This is a genomic window from Streptomyces sp. NPDC101166 (assembly GCF_044768125.1).
GTDB lineage: Bacteria > Actinomycetota > Actinomycetes > Streptomycetales > Streptomycetaceae > Streptomyces.
Map to the genome: position 1 here is coordinate 110,934 of NZ_JBIWPF010000017.1, position 15,628 is coordinate 126,561.

A 15,628-nucleotide genomic window follows, 5' to 3' on the forward strand; every position below is an offset into this window, starting at 1 on the left:
TATCAGAAGTCACTAGGAGAGTGTCAGGTCCGACGTGATTGTTTCCCAGAGGGCGTCGAACCACTTCTGGGATTCCTCGACGAAGGTGGCGTCCCGCTGACCGGCCGCCTTCTCGAAGGAGAAGAGCAGCGACTCCGTGCCCAGCACGTCGTACATGTCGAGCGTGCCGTCCTCGGTCGGCTCCTCCCTGCGCTCGACCATGTAGTACGCCATCAGCGCCTCGCTGCCGTTGAGGAGGTACAGCTTCACCGGCGGGGTGAACGGCAGGGCCCGGAAGGTGACGTTGACGTCGACGCCGTGGGTGCGCAGGGTGAGCAGGTTGTGGCGCAGGACATGGCCCTGGGCGTTGCGCATCGCCAGCCAGCGCTGGTGCACCGGGTCGTCGTCGCTCCGTCCGTCGACGGGGACGGGGAAGGCGAGGTTGATGTCGCGCGACGGCAGAAGGATGCGGACGTCGATCCGCTCGGGCCGGATGCTGCCGCCGTGGATGAGGCGCAGCGGTTCGCCGAGGGCCGGGATGAGGCTCTCGGAGGTGAGGCAGGCGGCGTCGATGCGGACGTGCGGGGCGGAGAAGGCCTCGGTCAGGCGGGGGGCGAGGGCGACCATCGTGGGCTGGGGCTCTTCCCGGGCCGGCGCGGGGGGCTCGGCGATGCGCGGGGGGCTGCCCTTGCTGACGTCGGTGAGCAGCCCGTCGTCCTGGAGCGCCCGGAGGGCCTGGCGTACGGCGCCGCGCTCCACGTCGAACTCCTGGGCGAGTTCGGCCTGGGTGGGCAGGCGGTCGCCCGCCTTGAGGTCCCCGACGCGGATGCGTTCGCGCAGGGCATCGGCGATCTCCTGGGGCGAGAGCCTTCGGCTGCCGTTCACGGCCACGTTCTCCTGGGTCACGACCAAACGCTACAACTTCGATCCATCTGGCGGCAGTTGCTTGAAAGTTGTTTAGTAGTTGCTGCCAAGTGGGGACAACATAGTAAGAGTTGGTTGCCAACTTGGTCCAGTTGGCAGAATGCCCGCCTCTGTAGCGCCTCCGAAGGGACCCGCCTCCGCAGCACATCCGTAGAGAGGAACCGCCATGCCCGCCTTCACCGTCCTCTCCGCCGTCCTCGAACAGGCCGTCCAGTGGAAGTACGGCACCGCCGGCACCGTCGGCCTGCTCATGCTCACCGTCGGCATCAGGACCGGCCGCCCCGGCGTCAGCTCCGTCGGCGCCGTGATCCTCGCCCTCCTGGTCAGCGGCCCCGCCGTCAACTCGTGAGCGTCAGCTCGGAACTGATCGTCTCCCAGAGCGCGTCGAACCAGCGCAGCGACTGCTTCACGAACGCCGAGTCACGCGGCCCCGCACCCTGCTCGAAGGCGAACAGAACCGACCGCGTGCCCTCGGCGTCGTACATCTGGAGCTGCTCGTGGTCGATCTCCTGCTCGCGCCGCTGCACGGTGTAGTACGCCAGCAGCGCCTCCATGCCGTTGAGGAGGTACAGCTTGACCGGCGGGGTGAAGGGCAGCGCGCGGAAGCTGACGTCGACGTCGATGCCGTGCGTCTCGCGCAGCGTGAGCAGGTTGTGCCGCAGCACCTGGCCCTGGGCGTTGCGGTGGGCCAGCCAGCGGCGTTGCAGGCGCCCGGTCTCCGAGGCGTCCACCGGGGCGGGGAAGGCCAGTTCGATGTCCCGGGACGGCAACAGGACCCGCACCTCGATCTTGGCCGGTTTCAGCTCCCCGGCGTGGATCCGCCGCAGCGGCTCGCCGATGGCGAGGGTCAGCGAGACGGCCGTCAGGCACAGGGCGTCGATCCGCACGTGCGGACCGGCGAACGCCTCGACGATACGCGGGGTCAGCGCCGCCATCGTGGGCTGCGGCGGCATCCCCGGCCCGGCCGGGAACCCGCTCGCGCCGGAATGCGGGGCGACCGTCGCCGGGGCGCCCTTGGTCACATTGGTGAGCAGGCGCTCCGCCTGGAGAATGCGCAGCGCCTGGCGCACCGCGCCCCGCTCGACCCCGAACTCGTCCGCCAGCCTGGCCTGGGTGGGCATGCGCTGGCCCGGCCGCAGCACCCCGGTCCTGATCCGGGTGCGCAGCTCGTCGGCCACGTCACGGGAGGTCGGCTGCGGCCGCGCCGGCCGCCCCGGTCTCCCCCGCCCCTTGACGGAGGCATGTTCCGGCTCCACGACCGAACACTACAACTTCTCGCCATCTTCCGGCAGTTCAAGGAGAGATGGTTATAGGACGCTTCCAAACGGACATAAGTACAGTGAAGTTGGCTGCCAACTTCAACAACGTGGTCAAACTTTCAGACGGTTGGCCGGTCGGGCTTCCTTCCGGAGGGGAGCCGGGAGCCCGCACAGGCCGGCGCCGAGGCACAGTCACAACTGCAGATCGTCCGCACAGCCACAACTACAGATCGTCACCCGCACAGTCACAACTGAACAAGCACGGAGGAAACTGCAGCCACGGCTACGGATGAGCTGGAAGGAGCCTCAGAACATGTCCGGGCACCACGGTCGCCCGGGCGTACGCAGCAGGGCGTCGGCCTCACGGGCGGCGCCCGCTCGTTCTTCCCGGACCCGGCCCAGCGCCGCCAGCCGCGTCGCCGACTCGTCGCCCAGCCACAGCCTCGCCAAGTCGGCGACGTCCAGGGTGAGATCGGCCGTACGGGTCGTCGGGGCACAGGAGACGCCGTCCCCGGACGCGTCCAGCAGATAACGGCCCCCAGCGAGCCCGCCGCCGTCGGCCACCTCCAGCACCAGCGCTCCCGACGCGCCGTACGTCCGCGCCTCCAGCGCCCGTACGACGTCCAAAATCCGCACCCACAGCCAGTCCGCCTGTGTGGTGACCGTGGCCGCGCGCGGGTCGGGCAGCAACTGCGGGAGCAGGTCGTCGGGGCCCCGCCAGCCCGACTTCACCCGCACCACCCAGTCGATCGAGCAGAGGTAGTGCCACAGCGCGCGCTCCGCGGCCGGCGTCGTGGTGATCAGCCAGCGCACCGACGCGGTGTTCGACGGCTGCTTGGCGTCGGCCCACTTGTCGTCCGCCCGGTAGGAGACCAGCCCCTGCACCTCGCCGTCCGCCGAGCGGTACACCGCGTAGAAGGGCTCGGTCCACGAGGCCTCCCCGTGCAGCCGCAGCACGCCGGTCTCCACCTCCCACCAGTGCTCGGTACGGCTCACCGCGCCGGGCTGGGCGAGGCGGAGCCGCTCGTGCAGTTCGGGGCCGACCTTGCGGGCCTCCTCCCCGTCGACCAGGTCGACGCGGCCGCCGTCCTGCGGACCCGACCAGTGCGGGTCGAGGCCGGAGCGGGACACGTCCACCGACCACACGGTCGAGGTGGTCGCCGGGCCGAAGCCGTACCGGCCGTAGATCCGGTACTCGGCGGCGATGAGGGTGGCGACCACGTCGCCGCGCTCCTTGGCGGCGGCCAGGTCGTCGGTCATCAGCCGGGTGAGGAGGCCGCGGCGGCGGTGGGTCGGGGAGACGGTGACGGCGGAGACGGCGTCGGCGGGGACCCGCGCGCCGCCGACGGCGGTCAGCTCCTGGGGGAACGAACGGAAGGTGGCGACGCAGCGGCCCGCGTCCAGGGCCGCGGAGACGCGGGAGCCGGTGAGGTTGGTGCGGCGGTCGGCGATCTCACGGTCGGTGATGGCCGCGCTGCTGAGGAAGCCGGTGTTGACCGCGCGCATCCAGTCGGGGAGTTCGGCATCGGTGATCCGGCGTACTTCTATCGGGGCGTCGGCTCGGGAGGTCATGGGAGTCACGGTAGGCGGACCGCAACGGGGGGCGGGGATTGTTTTTCGCCCCCGCCGCCTTCCCCACTGCCCTCTCCGCCGCCTTCCCCGCCCCGTCCCCGACCGGGCCCCGCCCTCACGCTCCCGCGGAAGGGGCGCCCCCGGGCGGGCCGTCGCACACGAGCAGGTCGTCGACCTGCGCCTCGCCCTCCCGGTACCTTCGCGTGATCTCCGCCCCGCAGCCGTCGGCGGTGCGCTGGAGGCCCTGGCGGCGGTGGGAGACCTGCTGTTCGTACCGGACCAGACGGGCCATCGCCTCGTGCAGCTCCGGATCGGTGCGGGCGTCCAGGTCGGACAGCTCGACCTCGGAGAGCATCTCCGCGGCCAGCCTGCCGTACTCCTCGCTGTACGGGGTGCCCAGCGTGACATGCCGGGCGGAGGAACGGTGGCGGGCCGGGGCGTCGGTGAGGATCTCCGGAAGCCGGGCCACCATGGACGCCTCGGCCGGCGCGGGAGCGGCCGCCGGGGCGCGCCGGGCCAGCTCCGCGCGCAGGATGTCGATCCTTCCCTGGAGCAGCCTGCGTACGTAACTCAGGTCGGCCTCGTCGCGCTGTGCGTCCCGGCGCAGGGTGCGCAGCTCGGGCAGGCTCAGCCGGGTCAGGTCCGGCGCGGGCGGCTCGACGGGGAGCGGGCGGGGCGGGCTGTCGGTGCGCTGCACCGGCGGACGCTGGGAGCGGGCGGCGGCGCAGCTCCCGGCCGGACCCGTGCCGGCGGCGGCGCCGGCGGCGGCGCCACCTCCGTCGCCGTCGGCCTCGCCGGGGACGCCCTCGCCCGTGGACGCCGTTGCCGCCGGGCAGCGCCCGGCCGCCTTCGCGGCGCTCGCCGCGCTCACGGTGCTCGAAGTGCTCATGTGCCTCTACCGTCCCCTCGACCGGCGTGTGGGAGCATCGTGCCACCCCAAGTGGCCGCAATGTGACCGAGTGCCCCCGAACGGCCTCAGATAGGGCCGTAAGGACCCCTAAGGATCAAAAAGCGACCCGGCGGCCGGTGGTCTGCGCCGGCACGGCATGATGGGGCGCATGCGTGCGGTGGTGCAGAGGGTGGACGGCGCGAGCGTCGTCGTGGACGGCGAGACGGTCGGCGCGATCGACGGTGAGGGCCTGTGCGTGCTCGTCGGGGTCACGCACGACGACACCAAGGAGAAGGCGGCCCAGCTCGCCCGCAAGCTGTGGTCGGTCCGGATGCTGACCGACGAGCGCTCGTGCAGCGACATCGACGCGCCGCTGTTGGTGATCAGCCAGTTCACGCTGTACGGCGACGCCCGTAAGGGCCGCCGTCCCACCTGGAACGCGGCCGCCCCCGGCGACGTGGCCGAGCCGCTCGTCGACGAGGTGGTGGCGCAACTGCGCGCGCTGGGCGCGACGGTGGCGACGGGCCGGTTCGGCGCGCAGATGCGGGTCTCCCTGACGAACGACGGCCCGTTCACCGTGCTGATCGAGATGTGAGCGGGGCTGCTGACCGAGCCTGATCGGGCCTGAGGGCTGTGCCGTAATCCCTGGTGGATCAGCGTGCGGCGTCAGATGCGGTGCATCGCAAGGCGGAGGGACGTCCGCATACTGGATGTATGCGGACGCGTTCCGACCACGCGGCGAGGTGCCGTAGCTGTCATCGCACGCCCGCCCGGAATTACGGGACAGCCCTCAGGGCTCGACGACGACTTCCTGGGCCGCGGCGGTCTCGCCGGCGATGAGGCGGGCGTCCACCGGGACGTTCCGCTTGACCAGGGCCAGCGCCACCGGGCCCAGTTCGTGGTGGCGTGCGGACGTCGTCACGAAGCCGATCTTGCGGCCGTCGGGGCCCTCGTCGGCGGTACGGATCTCGGTGCCGGCGGGCGGGAGGTGGACCTCGCTGCCGTCGAGGTGGAGGAAGACCAGGCGGCGCGGGGGCTTGCCCAGGTTCTGGACCCGGGCGACCGTCTCCTGGCCCCGGTAGCAGCCCTTCTGGAGGTGGACCGCCGTGCCGATCCAGCCGAGCTCGTGCGGGATGGTGCGGTGGTCGGTCTCGAAGCCGAGGCGCGGGCGGTGCTGTTCGACGCGCAGCGCCTCGTAGGCGAGGATCCCGGCGGCGGGGCCGGACTTCTCGGCGAACGACTCCAGGTCGGCGCGGGGCAGGAAGAGGTCCCGGCCGTGGGCGGTCTCGCGGACGACGACGTTCTCGGGGACCTCGGCGATCGAGCCGGCCGGCAGGTGGACGACCGCGAAGTCGGCGGTGCGGTCGGTGACTTCGACCCGGTAGAAGAACTTCATCGACTCCAGGTACGCGATCAGCGCGTCCTGCGTGCCGGGTTCGACATGGGCCCAGACCGTGGCGCCGTCGTCGACGAGGTAGAGGGCGTGTTCGATGTGGCCGTTCGCGGAGAGGATCAGCGCCTCGGTGGCCTCGCCGGCGGGCAGGTCGCTGACGTGCTGGGTGAGCAGCAGGTGCAGCCAGCTCAGCCGGTCATCTCCGGTCACGGCGATGACCGCGCGGTGCGAGAGGTCGACGAAGCCGGCGCCGTCGGCGAGGGCGCGCTGCTCGCGGAACAGGTCCCCGTAGTGGGCGGCGACGCCTTCGTCCACGCCCTCGGCGGGGACGGCGCCGGGCAGGGACAGCAGGGGGCTCTTCATGAACGCAAGCCTACGACCCGGTGGTCGGGCTCTCGGCGGCCCCGGCCTTCTGCGTGCACGCCTCGCAGCGGCCGAAGATCGCGAAGTGCTTCATGTCGGTGTCGAAGCCGAAGGTCTCGCGGAGCTTGGCCGTGAACTCGGCCGCCACCTGCACGTCCGCCTCGATGACGTTCGAGCAGTCCCGGCACACCAGATGGATGTGATGGTGCCGGTCGGCGAGATGGTAGGTCGGCGCGCCGTGCCCCAGATGGGCATGGCTGACCAGCCCGAGCTCCTCCAGGAGCTCCAGGGTCCGGTACACGGTGGAAATGTTGACCCCCGACGCCGTCTTCCTCACTTCCACGAGGATGTCGTCGGGGGTCGCGTGCTCCAGGGTGTCCACGGCTTCGAGGACAAGCTGTCGCTGCGGCGTCAGTCGGTAGCCGCGCTGCCTGAGGTCGCTCTTCCAGTCGGTGCTCACCACACCGACGAGTCTAGAACTACTTGAAGAAGGCGATGCCGTCGTCCGGCATGTCGTCGGGCAGGGCCTTGGCCCAGCGCTCGACCTCCTCAGGGGTGACGACCTTCTTCAGGTGCGCCGACATGTAGGGGCGCAGCTCGACCTCGGGGGTCTGCTTCTCGCCGACCCACATGAGGTCGCTCTTCACATAGCCGTACAGGCGCTTGCCGCCGGTGTAGGGGCGGGAGGCGGCCGTGCGGGCCACGGCGTCGGTGACCAGGTCGATCTGCGGCTTCTTGTCGGCCAGCTCGCCGTACCAGATCTCGATGACGCCGTCGTCGCGGGTCATCGTCACCTCGACCTTGCGCAGGCCGTCGATCCGCCAGAAGCCGGACTCCGACTCCAGGGGGCGGACCTTGTTGCCGTCGCCGTCCAGGACCCAGGTGTGCGAGCGGTACTCCAGGAAGTCCCGGCCGTCGTGGCTGAAGGTGACCTCCTGCCCGAAGTTGCACTTCTCGGAGCCGGGGAAGTCGTGCACGCCCGCGCCCGCCCAGGTGCCCAGCAGGAAGGCGAGGGGGACGAGGTCCTTGTGGAGGTCGGACGGGATCTCGATCATGGGTGACAGTTCCTAGACGAAGGTCAGCGCTGGCCCTGGTACAGCTTCTTCACGGTCAGGGCGACGAAGGCGAGGACGCCGACGCAGACCAGGACCAGCAGGGCTTCGAAGAAGGTCTCCACAGGGTGCTCCTCGGATGAGCGCGGTTCGGTACGACACAGGGCCGCCCCCCAGCTTACGCGGCCCCCCTCGCCCCCTCCGCGCGAGGTGGGTCCGGGGAGTCGGCGGCTTACGATTCGGGGATGGCGAAGAAGCTTGTGGTGAAGGTGACGGCGGGGGCCGATGCTCCTGAGCGGTGTTCTCAGGCGTTCACCGTCGCGGCGGTGGCCGTGGCCAGTGGGGTCGAGGTGTCGCTGTGGCTGACCGGCGAGTCCGCGTGGTTCGCGCTGCCCGGGAAGGCCGCCGAGTTCGAGCTGCCGCACGCCGCGCCGCTGCCCGACCTGATCGAGTCGATCCAGGCCGGCGGGCGGATCACGCTGTGCACGCAGTGCGCGGCCCGGCGGGACATCTCGGAGGGGGACGTCCTGGAGGGCGTACGGATCGCGGGCGCGCAGGTGTTCGTGCAGGAAGCGCTCGGAGATGAGACGCAGGCGCTCGTCTACTGAGACGCGCGGCTCACGGGTGGCGCTTCCTGCCGTCCAGTTCGTCCCACCACTCGTCGGACTTCGCGTCGCCGGACGGGGCGTCCCACCAGCGGTCCTCGGGGCCGCGCCGGTTGGCGACGATCGCCGCGAGCGGCGGGATGACCATCGCCACCACGCACATCCCGACGGCCACCGGCGTCGACCAGAGGCGCACGACTCCCCACGCCAGGACGAACAGGGCGACGCAGGTGCCCATCATGGCGAAGTAGACGCGCCTCCGGCGTGCGTACATACGTCCAGCGTAGGCGCACGCCCGAGGGCCGCACCCCAGGCGTCCAACCCGCGGGGTGCGGCCCTCGGGCCGTCGGGTCCTGCCTCGGAGGGCGGCCTCTCAGACGGCGATCGCGACCTCGGCGAGGCCGCCCTGCTGGGCGACGACCGTGCGGTCGGCGCTGCCGCCGGGAACGAGGGCGCGGACGGTCCAGGTGCCCTCCGCCGCGTAGAAGCGGAACTGGCCCGTCGCGGAGGTCGGGACCTCCGCGGTGAACTCGCCGGTCGAGTCCAGCAGACGGACGTAGCCCGTCACCGGCTCGCCGTCGCGGGTCACCTGACCCTGGATCGTGGTCTCACCGGGCTTGATCGTCGAGGCGTCCGGGCCGCCGGCCTTCGCTCCACACATGCTGCTACTCCAGAGTTCGTTGAAAGGTCGGTCGGGGGTGGTTACTTGTTGGCGCCGAGCTCGATCGGCACGCCGACGAGGGAGCCGTACTCGGTCCAGGAGCCGTCGTAGTTCTTGACGTTCTCCACGCCGAGCAGCTCGTGCAGGACGAACCAGGTCAGCGCGGAGCGCTCGCCGATGCGGCAGTAGGCGATGGTGTCCTTGGCGAGGTCCACCTGCTCCTCGGCGTAGAGCTCCTTGAGCTCCTCGTCCGACTTGAAGGTGCCGTCGTCGTTGGCGTTCTTCGACCACGGGATGTTGCGGGCGCTCGGGACGTGGCCCGGACGCTGCGACTGCTCCTGCGGCAGGTGCGCGGGGGCGAGCAGCTTTCCGGAGAACTCGTCGGGCGAGCGGACGTCGACCAGGTTCTGCGAGCCGATCGCGGCGACGACGTCGTCACGGAAGGCGCGGATGGAGGCGTCCTGCGGCTTGGCCTTGTAGTCCGTGGCCGGGCGCTCGGGCACGTCGGTGCCGTCGACCAGCTCGCGGGCGTCGAGCTCCCACTTCTTGCGGCCGCCGTCGAGGAGCTTCACGTTCTCGTGGCCGTAGAGCTTGAAGTACCAGTAGGCGTAGGACGCGAACCAGTTGTTGTTGCCGCCGTAGAGGATCACCAGGGTGTCGTTGGCGATGCCCTTCGCCGACAGGAGCTTCTCGAAGCCCTCCTGGTCGACGAAGTCACGGCGGACCGGGTCCTGGAGGTCCTTGGTCCAGTCGATCCGGATCGCGTTCTTGATGTGGTTCTTCTCGTAGGCCGAGGTGTCCTCGTCCACCTCTACGACGGCGATGTTCTCGTCGTCCAGGTGGTCCTGCAGCCAGTCGGCGTCGACCAGGACGTCGCTGCGGCTCATGCTCGTTCTCCTCCGGGGCAGTTGCGGCGGGGGTGGGCGGAAGAAGGGTGCGCGGCCGGGACTCGCCTGCGGCCGGGCGCACGGATGCCCTCGAGATCGAGGGCGCCGGGAGGGCGCGGAAGGCGGGCGGCGCCTTGCGCTCAGAAGGGGCGACAGAGCATGGCGGCGACGCGGCACAGGTCTACTGCCCGCCGCTTCGTGAGATCCGCCTGTCGCTGCATCATGCTGCCGATCGTAGGGACGGAAAGGGCGACATGTCACCAGCATGCCGAATGGTGAGACGCGATCGTCCGCATGTCGGGACGGGTGGAGAAAGAACAACGCGCCCGGGCCGTCGCGGGACGGCTTCCGGGCGCGTGCGGGGGCGCTCATAGCTACGGTATGGACGGCGGCGTCTCGCCTGTCGGACACTCACCGCCCGGGAGGGCTCCCGGGGTGGCAGGGCCTTCCAGGGACCTCGCGGGGAAGCGTCCAGGGACGGCCCTACCCGGCCAGGCGGACGTTCGAACCCTTCACCGAGATCTCCACCCCGTCGGCCGCCGCCTCGACCTTGTCCAGCTTGATGCCGCCGGGCAGGTCGTCGATCTTCTGCTGGAAGTCGGTGATCGAGCGCACCTCGTTCTCCGCGGCCCGCACCCCGCCGAAGCTGGGCAGCGTGTCGGCGTGCACCCGGACCGTGTCGCCCTCGACGGCGACCGAGCTGAGCACGGTGAGGGGCTGCGGCAGCTTGGTGCCGAGGACGGACGCCTCGACCGTCACCTTGATCTTGCCGTTGCCGCCGTCGGAGAGGCCCACCACCTGGGCGGTGACGCCCGGCCCGACCCGGTTGGGCTCGGACTTGGCGGCCTTGAGCAGCTCGGCGTACGAGATCGACGCGCTGCCGGTGGCGGTGGCGGCGGTGGCGGAGCTGAAGTCGCTGGAGAACGCGACGCCCTTCATGTCCGCCTGGAGGTCCTGGATGCGGATCTTCTCGCCGCCCGTGCCCGCCGTCGCCTCGTAGTCCTTGATCCCGACCTCCACGTCGTCCAGCTCGCCGCCGGCGACCTGGGTGAGGAAGGGGAAGCCCTTGATGGACACGTCCGGTGTGGTGGACAGGCCCTCGTTGGCCTTCAGCTTGTTCGCGGTCTCGTCCTCGGCGAAGTTCACGGCCAGACGGTCGGCGATGACGAAGAGACCGCCGAGTATCACCACGACGACCAGCAGTATTCGAAGCGCGCGCATTGCGGTTGGTCCCCCACCCGGGTGTGTCCGACGGACAGTTCAGTGCCCACACACGGTAACCCCCTGGTGAGGAGTGACCGGGAACTGTCGCCCACCTGTGACGGTGGGCGACCCCGCCGGGACGCGGCCCGGCGGCTCAGGCCAGGGCCCGGCCCAGGATGTACACCGCCGGGGCGGCGGCAGCCAGCGGCAGGGCCACGCCCGCCGTGAAGTGGACGAACCGGGACGGGTAGTCGTAGCTCGCCACGCGGTGGCCGATCAGCGCGCAGACCGCCGCGCCGGCGCCGAGCAGCGCGCCCTTGGCGCCGAGGCCGGTCATCCCGCCGACCGCGATGCCGGCACCCGCCGCAGCGAGCAGGGCGACCACCACCGACACCGGCGTCGGCAGCGGCAGGGCCCTGGCCAGGGCGGCCACGGCGACGGCCGCCGCGCCGACGGACACCGCGTCGGGGTCGGCCCCCAGGTGGCCGGTGGCGACGATCGCGAGGGCCGCGGAGGCGACCGTCGCCATCAGTCCGTACATCCGCTCGTCGGGGTCGGCGTGCGAGCGCAGCTGGAGGACCAGGCAGAGCAGGACCCAGACGCCGAGCGTGCCGAGGATGGCCGCCGGGGCGTTCTCCCGGCCGGCGACGAGCAGCGCCGCGTCCGCGGCCAGCGCGCCCAGGAAGGCCAGCGCGATGCCCTGCCGGGCCGGCCACATGCCGTTCAGCCGGAACCAGCCCGCCGCGGTGACCGCCTGGAGGACGACGACCGGCACGAGCAGCGCGTACGTGCCGACGGCCGCCGTCGTGGACAGGAGCAGTCCGAGCAGCGCGGTGAGCGCCGCGGGCTGCATCCCCGGCTCGATGATCGGCGACCGCCCTTCCAGCCGGGCCCGCTGGGCGTCGGTGACCCGGGCGTTGCCGGCGAGGGTGGCGGGACCGTAACCGCGGCTGTCGCCCTCGAGGGCGGGCGCGGCGGGGGCCGGCTCGGGCGGGCCGGCGGGCGCGGCGATGGATGCGCCGACGGGGGGCTGCCCGGGGGTGGGGCCGTGGGCCGGCCCGGCCGTGGAGCCGTAGGCGGGCGGCCCGTAGCCCGCGCCGTGGGCGTGCTCGTGCCCCGCGCCGGACTCGGGTGCGTAGGGGTTGTCCCGCACGGGGGTGTGGGGCGGCTGCTGAGTGCCGTGGGGCGACTGCTGCTGCCAGACCGTCGGCACGCCGGTCTCCGGGGGGAGCCCGCCCGGCTGCGGGGCGGCGCCGTACGCGGGCGCCTCGCCCGTCTGGGGCGGCAGGTACGCCGTCTGCGCCGCGTCCGTCGCGTCGAACTGCGGCTGCACGCCGGTCTCCCAGGTCTGGCCTTGCCACTCCTGCGTGTACTGGAGGTGGGCCTGCTGGTCGTCGTACCCGTACTGCTGGCCGGGCCACGCCTGCTGCGGCTGCTGTTGCTGCTGTTGCTGCTGTTGCTCTTGCTGCTGGGCGTACGGGCTCTCCCCGTCGTAGCCCTGCCCCTGTCGATACGGCTGGTCGCTCATCCTCACCCTCCTGCGAACGGCGGGAGCACCTCGACCGTGCCGCCGTCGGCCAGCCGTACCGTCTCATGTGCGCGGGTGCCCACCGGGTCGCCGTCGACGAGGAACGAGCACCGCTGCAGGACGCGCACGAGTTCACCGGGGTGTCGCTCGCGCGCGGCACGGAGCGCCTCGGCGAGGTCGGCCGCTTCGTACGGCTCCTCGGCGACCCCGGCCGCGGCCTTGGCGGCCGCCCAGTAGCGCACCGTGACCTTTGCCATGCCGTTCCTCTGGTTCCTGACTCGATGCTCGATCTGTCGACGGTCGACGAAGCTCAGGCTAGCCCGCCCGGGAGACGGCCCAGTCCCCGATCCGGGCGAGCAGCGCGTCGGCGGCGGCGTTCTCGGCGTGGCCCATGCCGTGCTCCAGCCAGAGTTCACCGTGCTCGCCTGCGGCCTCGGCCAGCATCAGGGGGTGGTCGAGGGGGAAGTAGCCGTCGCTGTCGCCGTGGACCAGGAGCAGCGGCGTCGGCGCGATCCGCGGGACCGCCTCGGTCGGGGAGAGCGGCACCGGGTCCCACTCCCGGCGATGGATCCGCGTGCGGAAGCCGTAGCGGCCGACCAGGCGGCCCGCGGGGCGGGTGACCAGCCAGTGCAGCCTGCGCATGGGGGCGGTGCCCCGGTAGTACCAGCGGGCGGGCGCGCTCACCGAGACCACCGCGTCCACCGCCCCGGGGTGCAGCGCGGCGTGCCGCAGCACCACCGATCCCCCCATGGAGAAACCGACGGTGATCACGCGCGCGTGGCCGAGCCCGCGGGCCCACTCGACGGCCGCCGCCAGGTCGAGCACCTCGCGGTCGCCGACGGTGGAGTGCCCGCCGGAGCGGCCGTGGCCGCGGAAGGAGAAGGTGACGGCCGCCCCGTACGCGGAGAACGCCGCCGCCACCCGCCGAACATGCGGCCGATCCACATCCCCGGTGAATCCGTGCGCGATCACGAACACCGGGTGACGGGAAAGCGTGCGGCCGGCGCCGGAAAGTGGACGTGAGGCGTGGTGCGCGACCTTTCCGGGGTCGTACACGGCGTCGATGGAAACGCCGTCGGCCGTGCGCAGAAACGTCCGGGAAGGCGCGCCCGCGTCCGTCTCGGAGTGCGGACGCCCGGCCCGATGACCTGCCCGGCTGCTGCTCATGTGGGCTATTCTGCTGGACAGAGGACTCGGGCAGCGTTGCCCCCGGGTCCTTTTGTGCTTTCGGAAGCGTTGTATACGAAGCGGGAAACTCCAGGTGACCGCCGGTGTACGGGCCCCGGGAACGCAAAGCGGAAGTGACGCAGTACCCACGTACCGCAGTACCGAAGCAGCGCGGTGCCGAAGTGCCGCAGTACCCGAAGCGTCCTCGCAGGGACCGAGGAGGAACCAGACGTATGAGTTCTCTGCTGCTCCTGACCAACGCCCTCCAGCCGTCGACGGAGGTGCTCCCCGCTCTCGGACTGCTGCTGCACAACGTGCGCGTGGCTCCGGCGGAGGGCCCCGCCCTCGTCGACACCCCCGGCGCCGACGTCATCCTGATCGACGGGCGCCGTGATCTGCCGCAGGTCCGCAGCCTCTGCCAGCTGCTGCGCTCCACCGGCCCCGGCTGTCCGCTCGTCCTCGTGGTGACCGAGGGCGGCCTCGCCGCCGTCACCGCCGACTGGGGCATCGACGACGTGCTCCTCGACACCGCCGGTCCCGCCGAGGTGGAGGCCCGCCTGCGGCTGGCCATGGGCCGCCAGCAGATCGTCAACGACGACTCCCCCATGGAGATCCGCAACGGCGACCTGTCGGTCGACGAGGCGACGTACTCCGCGAAGCTCAAGGGCCGCGTCCTCGACCTCACCTTCAAGGAGTTCGAGCTGCTGAAGTACCTGGCCCAGCACCCGGGCCGGGTCTTCACCCGCGCGCAGCTGCTCCAGGAGGTCTGGGGCTACGACTACTTCGGCGGCACCCGGACCGTCGACGTCCACGTACGGCGGCTGCGCGCCAAGCTCGGACCCGAGCACGAGTCGCTGATCGGGACCGTCCGGAACGTCGGTTACCGATTCGTTACGCCCGAGAAGGTCGACCGCGCCGCGGACGAGAGCAAGGGCGAGGCGGGCCGCTCAAAGGCGGAGGATGCGGACAACATGCCTTCGGTGGACGCCGAAGAGGTCTCGGCGGAGGCCTAGTACTCGCCGGTACTCGCGACGGCCGCCCGGGGAGCGCGCGGCGGCCGCGCGGGAAGGCGCTTTCACGCCCTGCCCGCAGCGGGTCCATCCGCGTAGACTCCGCGCGTGGCCAAGGTGACTAGGGACGATGTAGCGCGGCTGGCAGGGACGTCCACTGCCGTGGTCAGCTATGTCATCAACAACGGACCCCGGCCGGTCGCCCCGGCCACGCGCGAGCGCGTACTCGCCGCGATCAAGGAACTGGGGTACCGGCCCGACCGCGTCGCTCAGGCCATGGCGTCCCGGCGCACGGACCTCATAGGCCTGATCGTGCCGGACGCGCGCCAGCCCTTCTTCGGCGAGATGGCGCACGCGGTCGAACAGGCCGCCTCCGAGCGCGGCAAGATGGTGCTCGTCGGCAACTCCGACTACATCGGCGAGCGCGAGGTCCACTACCTGCGCGCCTTCCTGGGGATGCGGGTCTCCGGTCTGATCCTCGTCAGCCACGCGCTCAACGACAACGCGGCCGCCGAGATCGACGCCTGGGACGCCCGGGTGGTCCTGCTGCACGAGCGGCCCGAGGCCATCGACGACGTCGCCGTCGTCACCGACGACCTGGGCGGCGCGCAGCTCGCCGTACGCCACCTGCTGGAGCACGGCCACGAGTACGTCGCCTGTGTCGGCGGCACCGCGGAGACCCCCGCCGTCGGCGACCCCGTCTCCGACCACGTCGAGGGCTGGCGGCGCGCCATGGCCGAGGCCGGGGTCAGCACGGAGGGGCGGCTCTTCGAGGCCCCCTACAACCGGTACGACGCCTATCAGGTGGGCCTCGAGCTGCTGTCGGGCCCGAACCGTCCGCCCGCCGTCTTCTGCTCCACCGACGACCAGGCGATCGGCCTGCTGCGGGCGGCGCGCGAACTGCGCATCGACGTCCCCGGCGAGCTGGCCGTCGCCGGCTTCGACGACATCAAGGAGGCCGCGCTCGCCGACCCGCCCCTGACCACGGTCGCCTCCGACCGTCCGGCGATGGCCCGCGCGGCGGTGGACCTGGTCCTGGACGACGGTCTGCGGGTCGCGGGCTCACGCCGCGAACGGCTGAAGGTGTTCCCCTCGCGGCTGGTCGTCCGCGGCTCCTGCGGCTGCTCTTAGGGCGG

At 71.5% G+C, this 15,628-nt stretch carries 20 protein-coding genes; 5 read left to right on the forward strand and 15 right to left on the reverse strand.

Annotation, left to right across the window (positions count from 1 at the left end; translation table 11 throughout):
- Positions 1-12: 12 nt before the first annotated feature.
- The gene (locus tag ACIRS4_RS27690; RefSeq protein WP_404201140.1) at positions 13-891 is read right to left on the reverse strand and encodes a winged helix-turn-helix domain-containing protein; all 879 of its coding nucleotides are present in this window, start codon (positions 889-891) and stop codon (positions 13-15) included.
- Positions 892-1,069: 178 nt separating this feature from the next.
- Between ACIRS4_RS27690 and ACIRS4_RS27695 the strand changes: the two genes are divergently transcribed.
- The gene (locus tag ACIRS4_RS27695; protein ID WP_358799726.1) at positions 1,070-1,252 is read left to right on the forward strand and encodes a hypothetical protein; all 183 of its coding nucleotides are present in this window, start codon (positions 1,070-1,072) and stop codon (positions 1,250-1,252) included.
- On the opposite strand, the gene ACIRS4_RS27700 is transcribed toward ACIRS4_RS27695, so the two are convergent.
- The 3 genes from ACIRS4_RS27700 to ACIRS4_RS27710 form a co-directional block, all read right to left on the reverse strand.
- Positions 1,242-2,159, reverse strand: a complete 918-nt coding sequence (locus tag ACIRS4_RS27700) for a FadR/GntR family transcriptional regulator (RefSeq protein WP_404201142.1) — start codon at positions 2,157-2,159, stop codon at positions 1,242-1,244. The two genes, ACIRS4_RS27695 and ACIRS4_RS27700, sit on opposite strands and share 11 nt — an antisense overlap.
- A gap of 309 nt (positions 2,160-2,468) precedes the next feature.
- Positions 2,469-3,734 (reverse strand): GNAT family N-acetyltransferase, encoded by a 1,266-nt coding sequence (locus tag ACIRS4_RS27705; RefSeq protein WP_404201144.1) that lies wholly within the window; start codon positions 3,732-3,734, stop codon positions 2,469-2,471.
- A 115-nt stretch (positions 3,735-3,849) separates the two neighbouring features.
- On the reverse strand, positions 3,850-4,623 hold the full coding sequence (locus tag ACIRS4_RS27710; RefSeq protein ID WP_404201146.1) for an aerial mycelium formation protein: 774 nt from the start codon (positions 4,621-4,623) through the stop codon (positions 3,850-3,852).
- A 169-nt stretch (positions 4,624-4,792) separates the two neighbouring features.
- On the opposite strand from ACIRS4_RS27710, the gene dtd reads away from it, so the two are divergent.
- Positions 4,793-5,218, forward strand: a complete 426-nt coding sequence (gene dtd / locus ACIRS4_RS27715; RefSeq protein ID WP_404201148.1) for a D-aminoacyl-tRNA deacylase — start codon at positions 4,793-4,795, stop codon at positions 5,216-5,218.
- Positions 5,219-5,413: 195 nt separating this feature from the next.
- On the opposite strand, the gene ACIRS4_RS27720 is transcribed toward dtd, so the two are convergent.
- Genes ACIRS4_RS27720 through ACIRS4_RS27730 form a run of 3 tightly spaced genes read right to left on the reverse strand, consistent with a single transcriptional unit; the run spans position 5,414 to position 7,434 of the window.
- The gene (locus tag ACIRS4_RS27720) at positions 5,414-6,379 is read right to left on the reverse strand and encodes a YgfZ/GcvT domain-containing protein (protein ID WP_404201150.1); all 966 of its coding nucleotides are present in this window, start codon (positions 6,377-6,379) and stop codon (positions 5,414-5,416) included.
- Positions 6,380-6,389: 10 nt separating this feature from the next.
- Positions 6,390-6,842 (reverse strand): Fur family transcriptional regulator, encoded by a 453-nt coding sequence (locus ACIRS4_RS27725; RefSeq protein WP_404201152.1) that lies wholly within the window; start codon positions 6,840-6,842, stop codon positions 6,390-6,392.
- Positions 6,843-6,858: 16 nt separating this feature from the next.
- Positions 6,859-7,434 carry an FABP family protein gene (locus ACIRS4_RS27730; protein WP_130441834.1) on the reverse strand — a complete coding sequence of 192 codons (576 nt, stop codon included), beginning with the start codon at positions 7,432-7,434 and terminating at the stop codon, positions 6,859-6,861.
- Between the two features lie 242 nt (positions 7,435-7,676).
- Between ACIRS4_RS27730 and ACIRS4_RS27735 the strand changes: the two genes are divergently transcribed.
- A complete protein-coding gene (locus ACIRS4_RS27735; RefSeq protein ID WP_404201154.1) occupies positions 7,677-8,039 on the forward strand; it encodes a DsrE family protein in 363 nt (120 codons plus the stop codon).
- 10 nt (positions 8,040-8,049) lie between these two features.
- Here the strand turns inward: ACIRS4_RS27735 and ACIRS4_RS27740 are convergent, their stop codons facing one another.
- The 8 genes from ACIRS4_RS27740 to ACIRS4_RS27775 all read right to left on the reverse strand — a co-directional run bounded on the left by ACIRS4_RS27740 (position 8,050) and on the right by ACIRS4_RS27775 (position 13,482).
- On the reverse strand, positions 8,050-8,310 hold the full coding sequence (locus ACIRS4_RS27740; RefSeq protein WP_404201156.1) for a DUF3099 domain-containing protein: 261 nt from the start codon (positions 8,308-8,310) through the stop codon (positions 8,050-8,052).
- Between the two features lie 99 nt (positions 8,311-8,409).
- On the reverse strand, positions 8,410-8,697 hold the full coding sequence (locus ACIRS4_RS27745; protein WP_006139129.1) for a DUF1416 domain-containing protein: 288 nt from the start codon (positions 8,695-8,697) through the stop codon (positions 8,410-8,412).
- Between the two features lie 41 nt (positions 8,698-8,738).
- Positions 8,739-9,584 (reverse strand): sulfurtransferase, encoded by an 846-nt coding sequence (locus ACIRS4_RS27750; protein ID WP_404201159.1) that lies wholly within the window; start codon positions 9,582-9,584, stop codon positions 8,739-8,741.
- Positions 9,585-9,724: 140 nt separating this feature from the next.
- Positions 9,725-9,808 (reverse strand): Ms5788A family Cys-rich leader peptide, encoded by an 84-nt coding sequence (locus tag ACIRS4_RS27755; RefSeq protein ID WP_350818853.1) that lies wholly within the window; start codon positions 9,806-9,808, stop codon positions 9,725-9,727.
- Positions 9,809-10,067: 259 nt separating this feature from the next.
- Entirely contained in the window at positions 10,068-10,805 is a 738-nt protein-coding gene (locus ACIRS4_RS27760) for a DUF2993 domain-containing protein (protein ID WP_404201161.1), read from the reverse strand.
- Positions 10,806-10,941: 136 nt separating this feature from the next.
- The gene (locus tag ACIRS4_RS27765) at positions 10,942-12,315 is read right to left on the reverse strand and encodes a hypothetical protein (RefSeq protein WP_404201163.1); all 1,374 of its coding nucleotides are present in this window, start codon (positions 12,313-12,315) and stop codon (positions 10,942-10,944) included.
- Between the two features lie 2 nt (positions 12,316-12,317).
- The gene (locus ACIRS4_RS27770; protein WP_404201165.1) at positions 12,318-12,572 is read right to left on the reverse strand and encodes a MoaD/ThiS family protein; all 255 of its coding nucleotides are present in this window, start codon (positions 12,570-12,572) and stop codon (positions 12,318-12,320) included.
- A 58-nt stretch (positions 12,573-12,630) separates the two neighbouring features.
- Positions 12,631-13,482 carry an alpha/beta hydrolase family protein gene (locus ACIRS4_RS27775; RefSeq protein WP_404201167.1) on the reverse strand — a complete coding sequence of 284 codons (852 nt, stop codon included), beginning with the start codon at positions 13,480-13,482 and terminating at the stop codon, positions 12,631-12,633.
- A 233-nt stretch (positions 13,483-13,715) separates the two neighbouring features.
- On the opposite strand from ACIRS4_RS27775, the gene ACIRS4_RS27780 reads away from it, so the two are divergent.
- Together ACIRS4_RS27780 and ACIRS4_RS27785 are read left to right on the forward strand one after the other, a co-directional pair.
- Positions 13,716-14,495, forward strand: coding sequence for a winged-helix domain-containing protein (locus ACIRS4_RS27780; RefSeq protein WP_404201169.1), 780 nt, complete (start codon positions 13,716-13,718; stop codon positions 14,493-14,495).
- Between the two features lie 105 nt (positions 14,496-14,600).
- Positions 14,601-15,623: a LacI family DNA-binding transcriptional regulator gene (locus ACIRS4_RS27785; protein ID WP_404201171.1), complete on the forward strand. Its 1,023-nt coding sequence runs from the start codon at positions 14,601-14,603 to the stop codon at positions 15,621-15,623.
- Positions 15,624-15,628 lie beyond the last annotated feature (5 nt).

Coding starts and splice junctions, on each gene's coding strand:
- ACIRS4_RS27695 (WP_358799726.1), top strand. CDS start 1,070: ATGCCCGCCTTCACCGTCCTCTCCGCCGTCCTCGAACAGGCCGTCCAG.
- ACIRS4_RS27705 (WP_404201144.1), bottom strand. CDS start 3,734: ATGACCTCCCGAGCCGACGCCCCGATAGAAGTACGCCGGATCACCGAT.
- ACIRS4_RS27710 (WP_404201146.1), bottom strand. CDS start 4,623: ATGAGCACTTCGAGCACCGTGAGCGCGGCGAGCGCCGCGAAGGCGGCC.
- dtd (WP_404201148.1), top strand. CDS start 4,793: ATGCGTGCGGTGGTGCAGAGGGTGGACGGCGCGAGCGTCGTCGTGGAC.
- ACIRS4_RS27720 (WP_404201150.1), bottom strand. CDS start 6,379: ATGAAGAGCCCCCTGCTGTCCCTGCCCGGCGCCGTCCCCGCCGAGGGC.
- ACIRS4_RS27730 (WP_130441834.1), bottom strand. CDS start 7,434: ATGATCGAGATCCCGTCCGACCTCCACAAGGACCTCGTCCCCCTCGCC.
- ACIRS4_RS27735 (WP_404201154.1), top strand. CDS start 7,677: ATGGCGAAGAAGCTTGTGGTGAAGGTGACGGCGGGGGCCGATGCTCCT.
- ACIRS4_RS27740 (WP_404201156.1), bottom strand. CDS start 8,310: ATGTACGCACGCCGGAGGCGCGTCTACTTCGCCATGATGGGCACCTGC.
- ACIRS4_RS27745 (WP_006139129.1), bottom strand. CDS start 8,697: ATGTGTGGAGCGAAGGCCGGCGGCCCGGACGCCTCGACGATCAAGCCC.
- ACIRS4_RS27750 (WP_404201159.1), bottom strand. CDS start 9,584: ATGAGCCGCAGCGACGTCCTGGTCGACGCCGACTGGCTGCAGGACCAC.
- ACIRS4_RS27755 (WP_350818853.1), bottom strand. CDS start 9,808: ATGATGCAGCGACAGGCGGATCTCACGAAGCGGCGGGCAGTAGACCTG.
- ACIRS4_RS27760 (WP_404201161.1), bottom strand. CDS start 10,805: ATGCGCGCGCTTCGAATACTGCTGGTCGTCGTGGTGATACTCGGCGGT.
- ACIRS4_RS27765 (WP_404201163.1), bottom strand. CDS start 12,315: ATGAGCGACCAGCCGTATCGACAGGGGCAGGGCTACGACGGGGAGAGC.
- ACIRS4_RS27770 (WP_404201165.1), bottom strand. CDS start 12,572: ATGGCAAAGGTCACGGTGCGCTACTGGGCGGCCGCCAAGGCCGCGGCC.
- ACIRS4_RS27775 (WP_404201167.1), bottom strand. CDS start 13,482: ATGAGCAGCAGCCGGGCAGGTCATCGGGCCGGGCGTCCGCACTCCGAG.
- ACIRS4_RS27780 (WP_404201169.1), top strand. CDS start 13,716: ATGAGTTCTCTGCTGCTCCTGACCAACGCCCTCCAGCCGTCGACGGAG.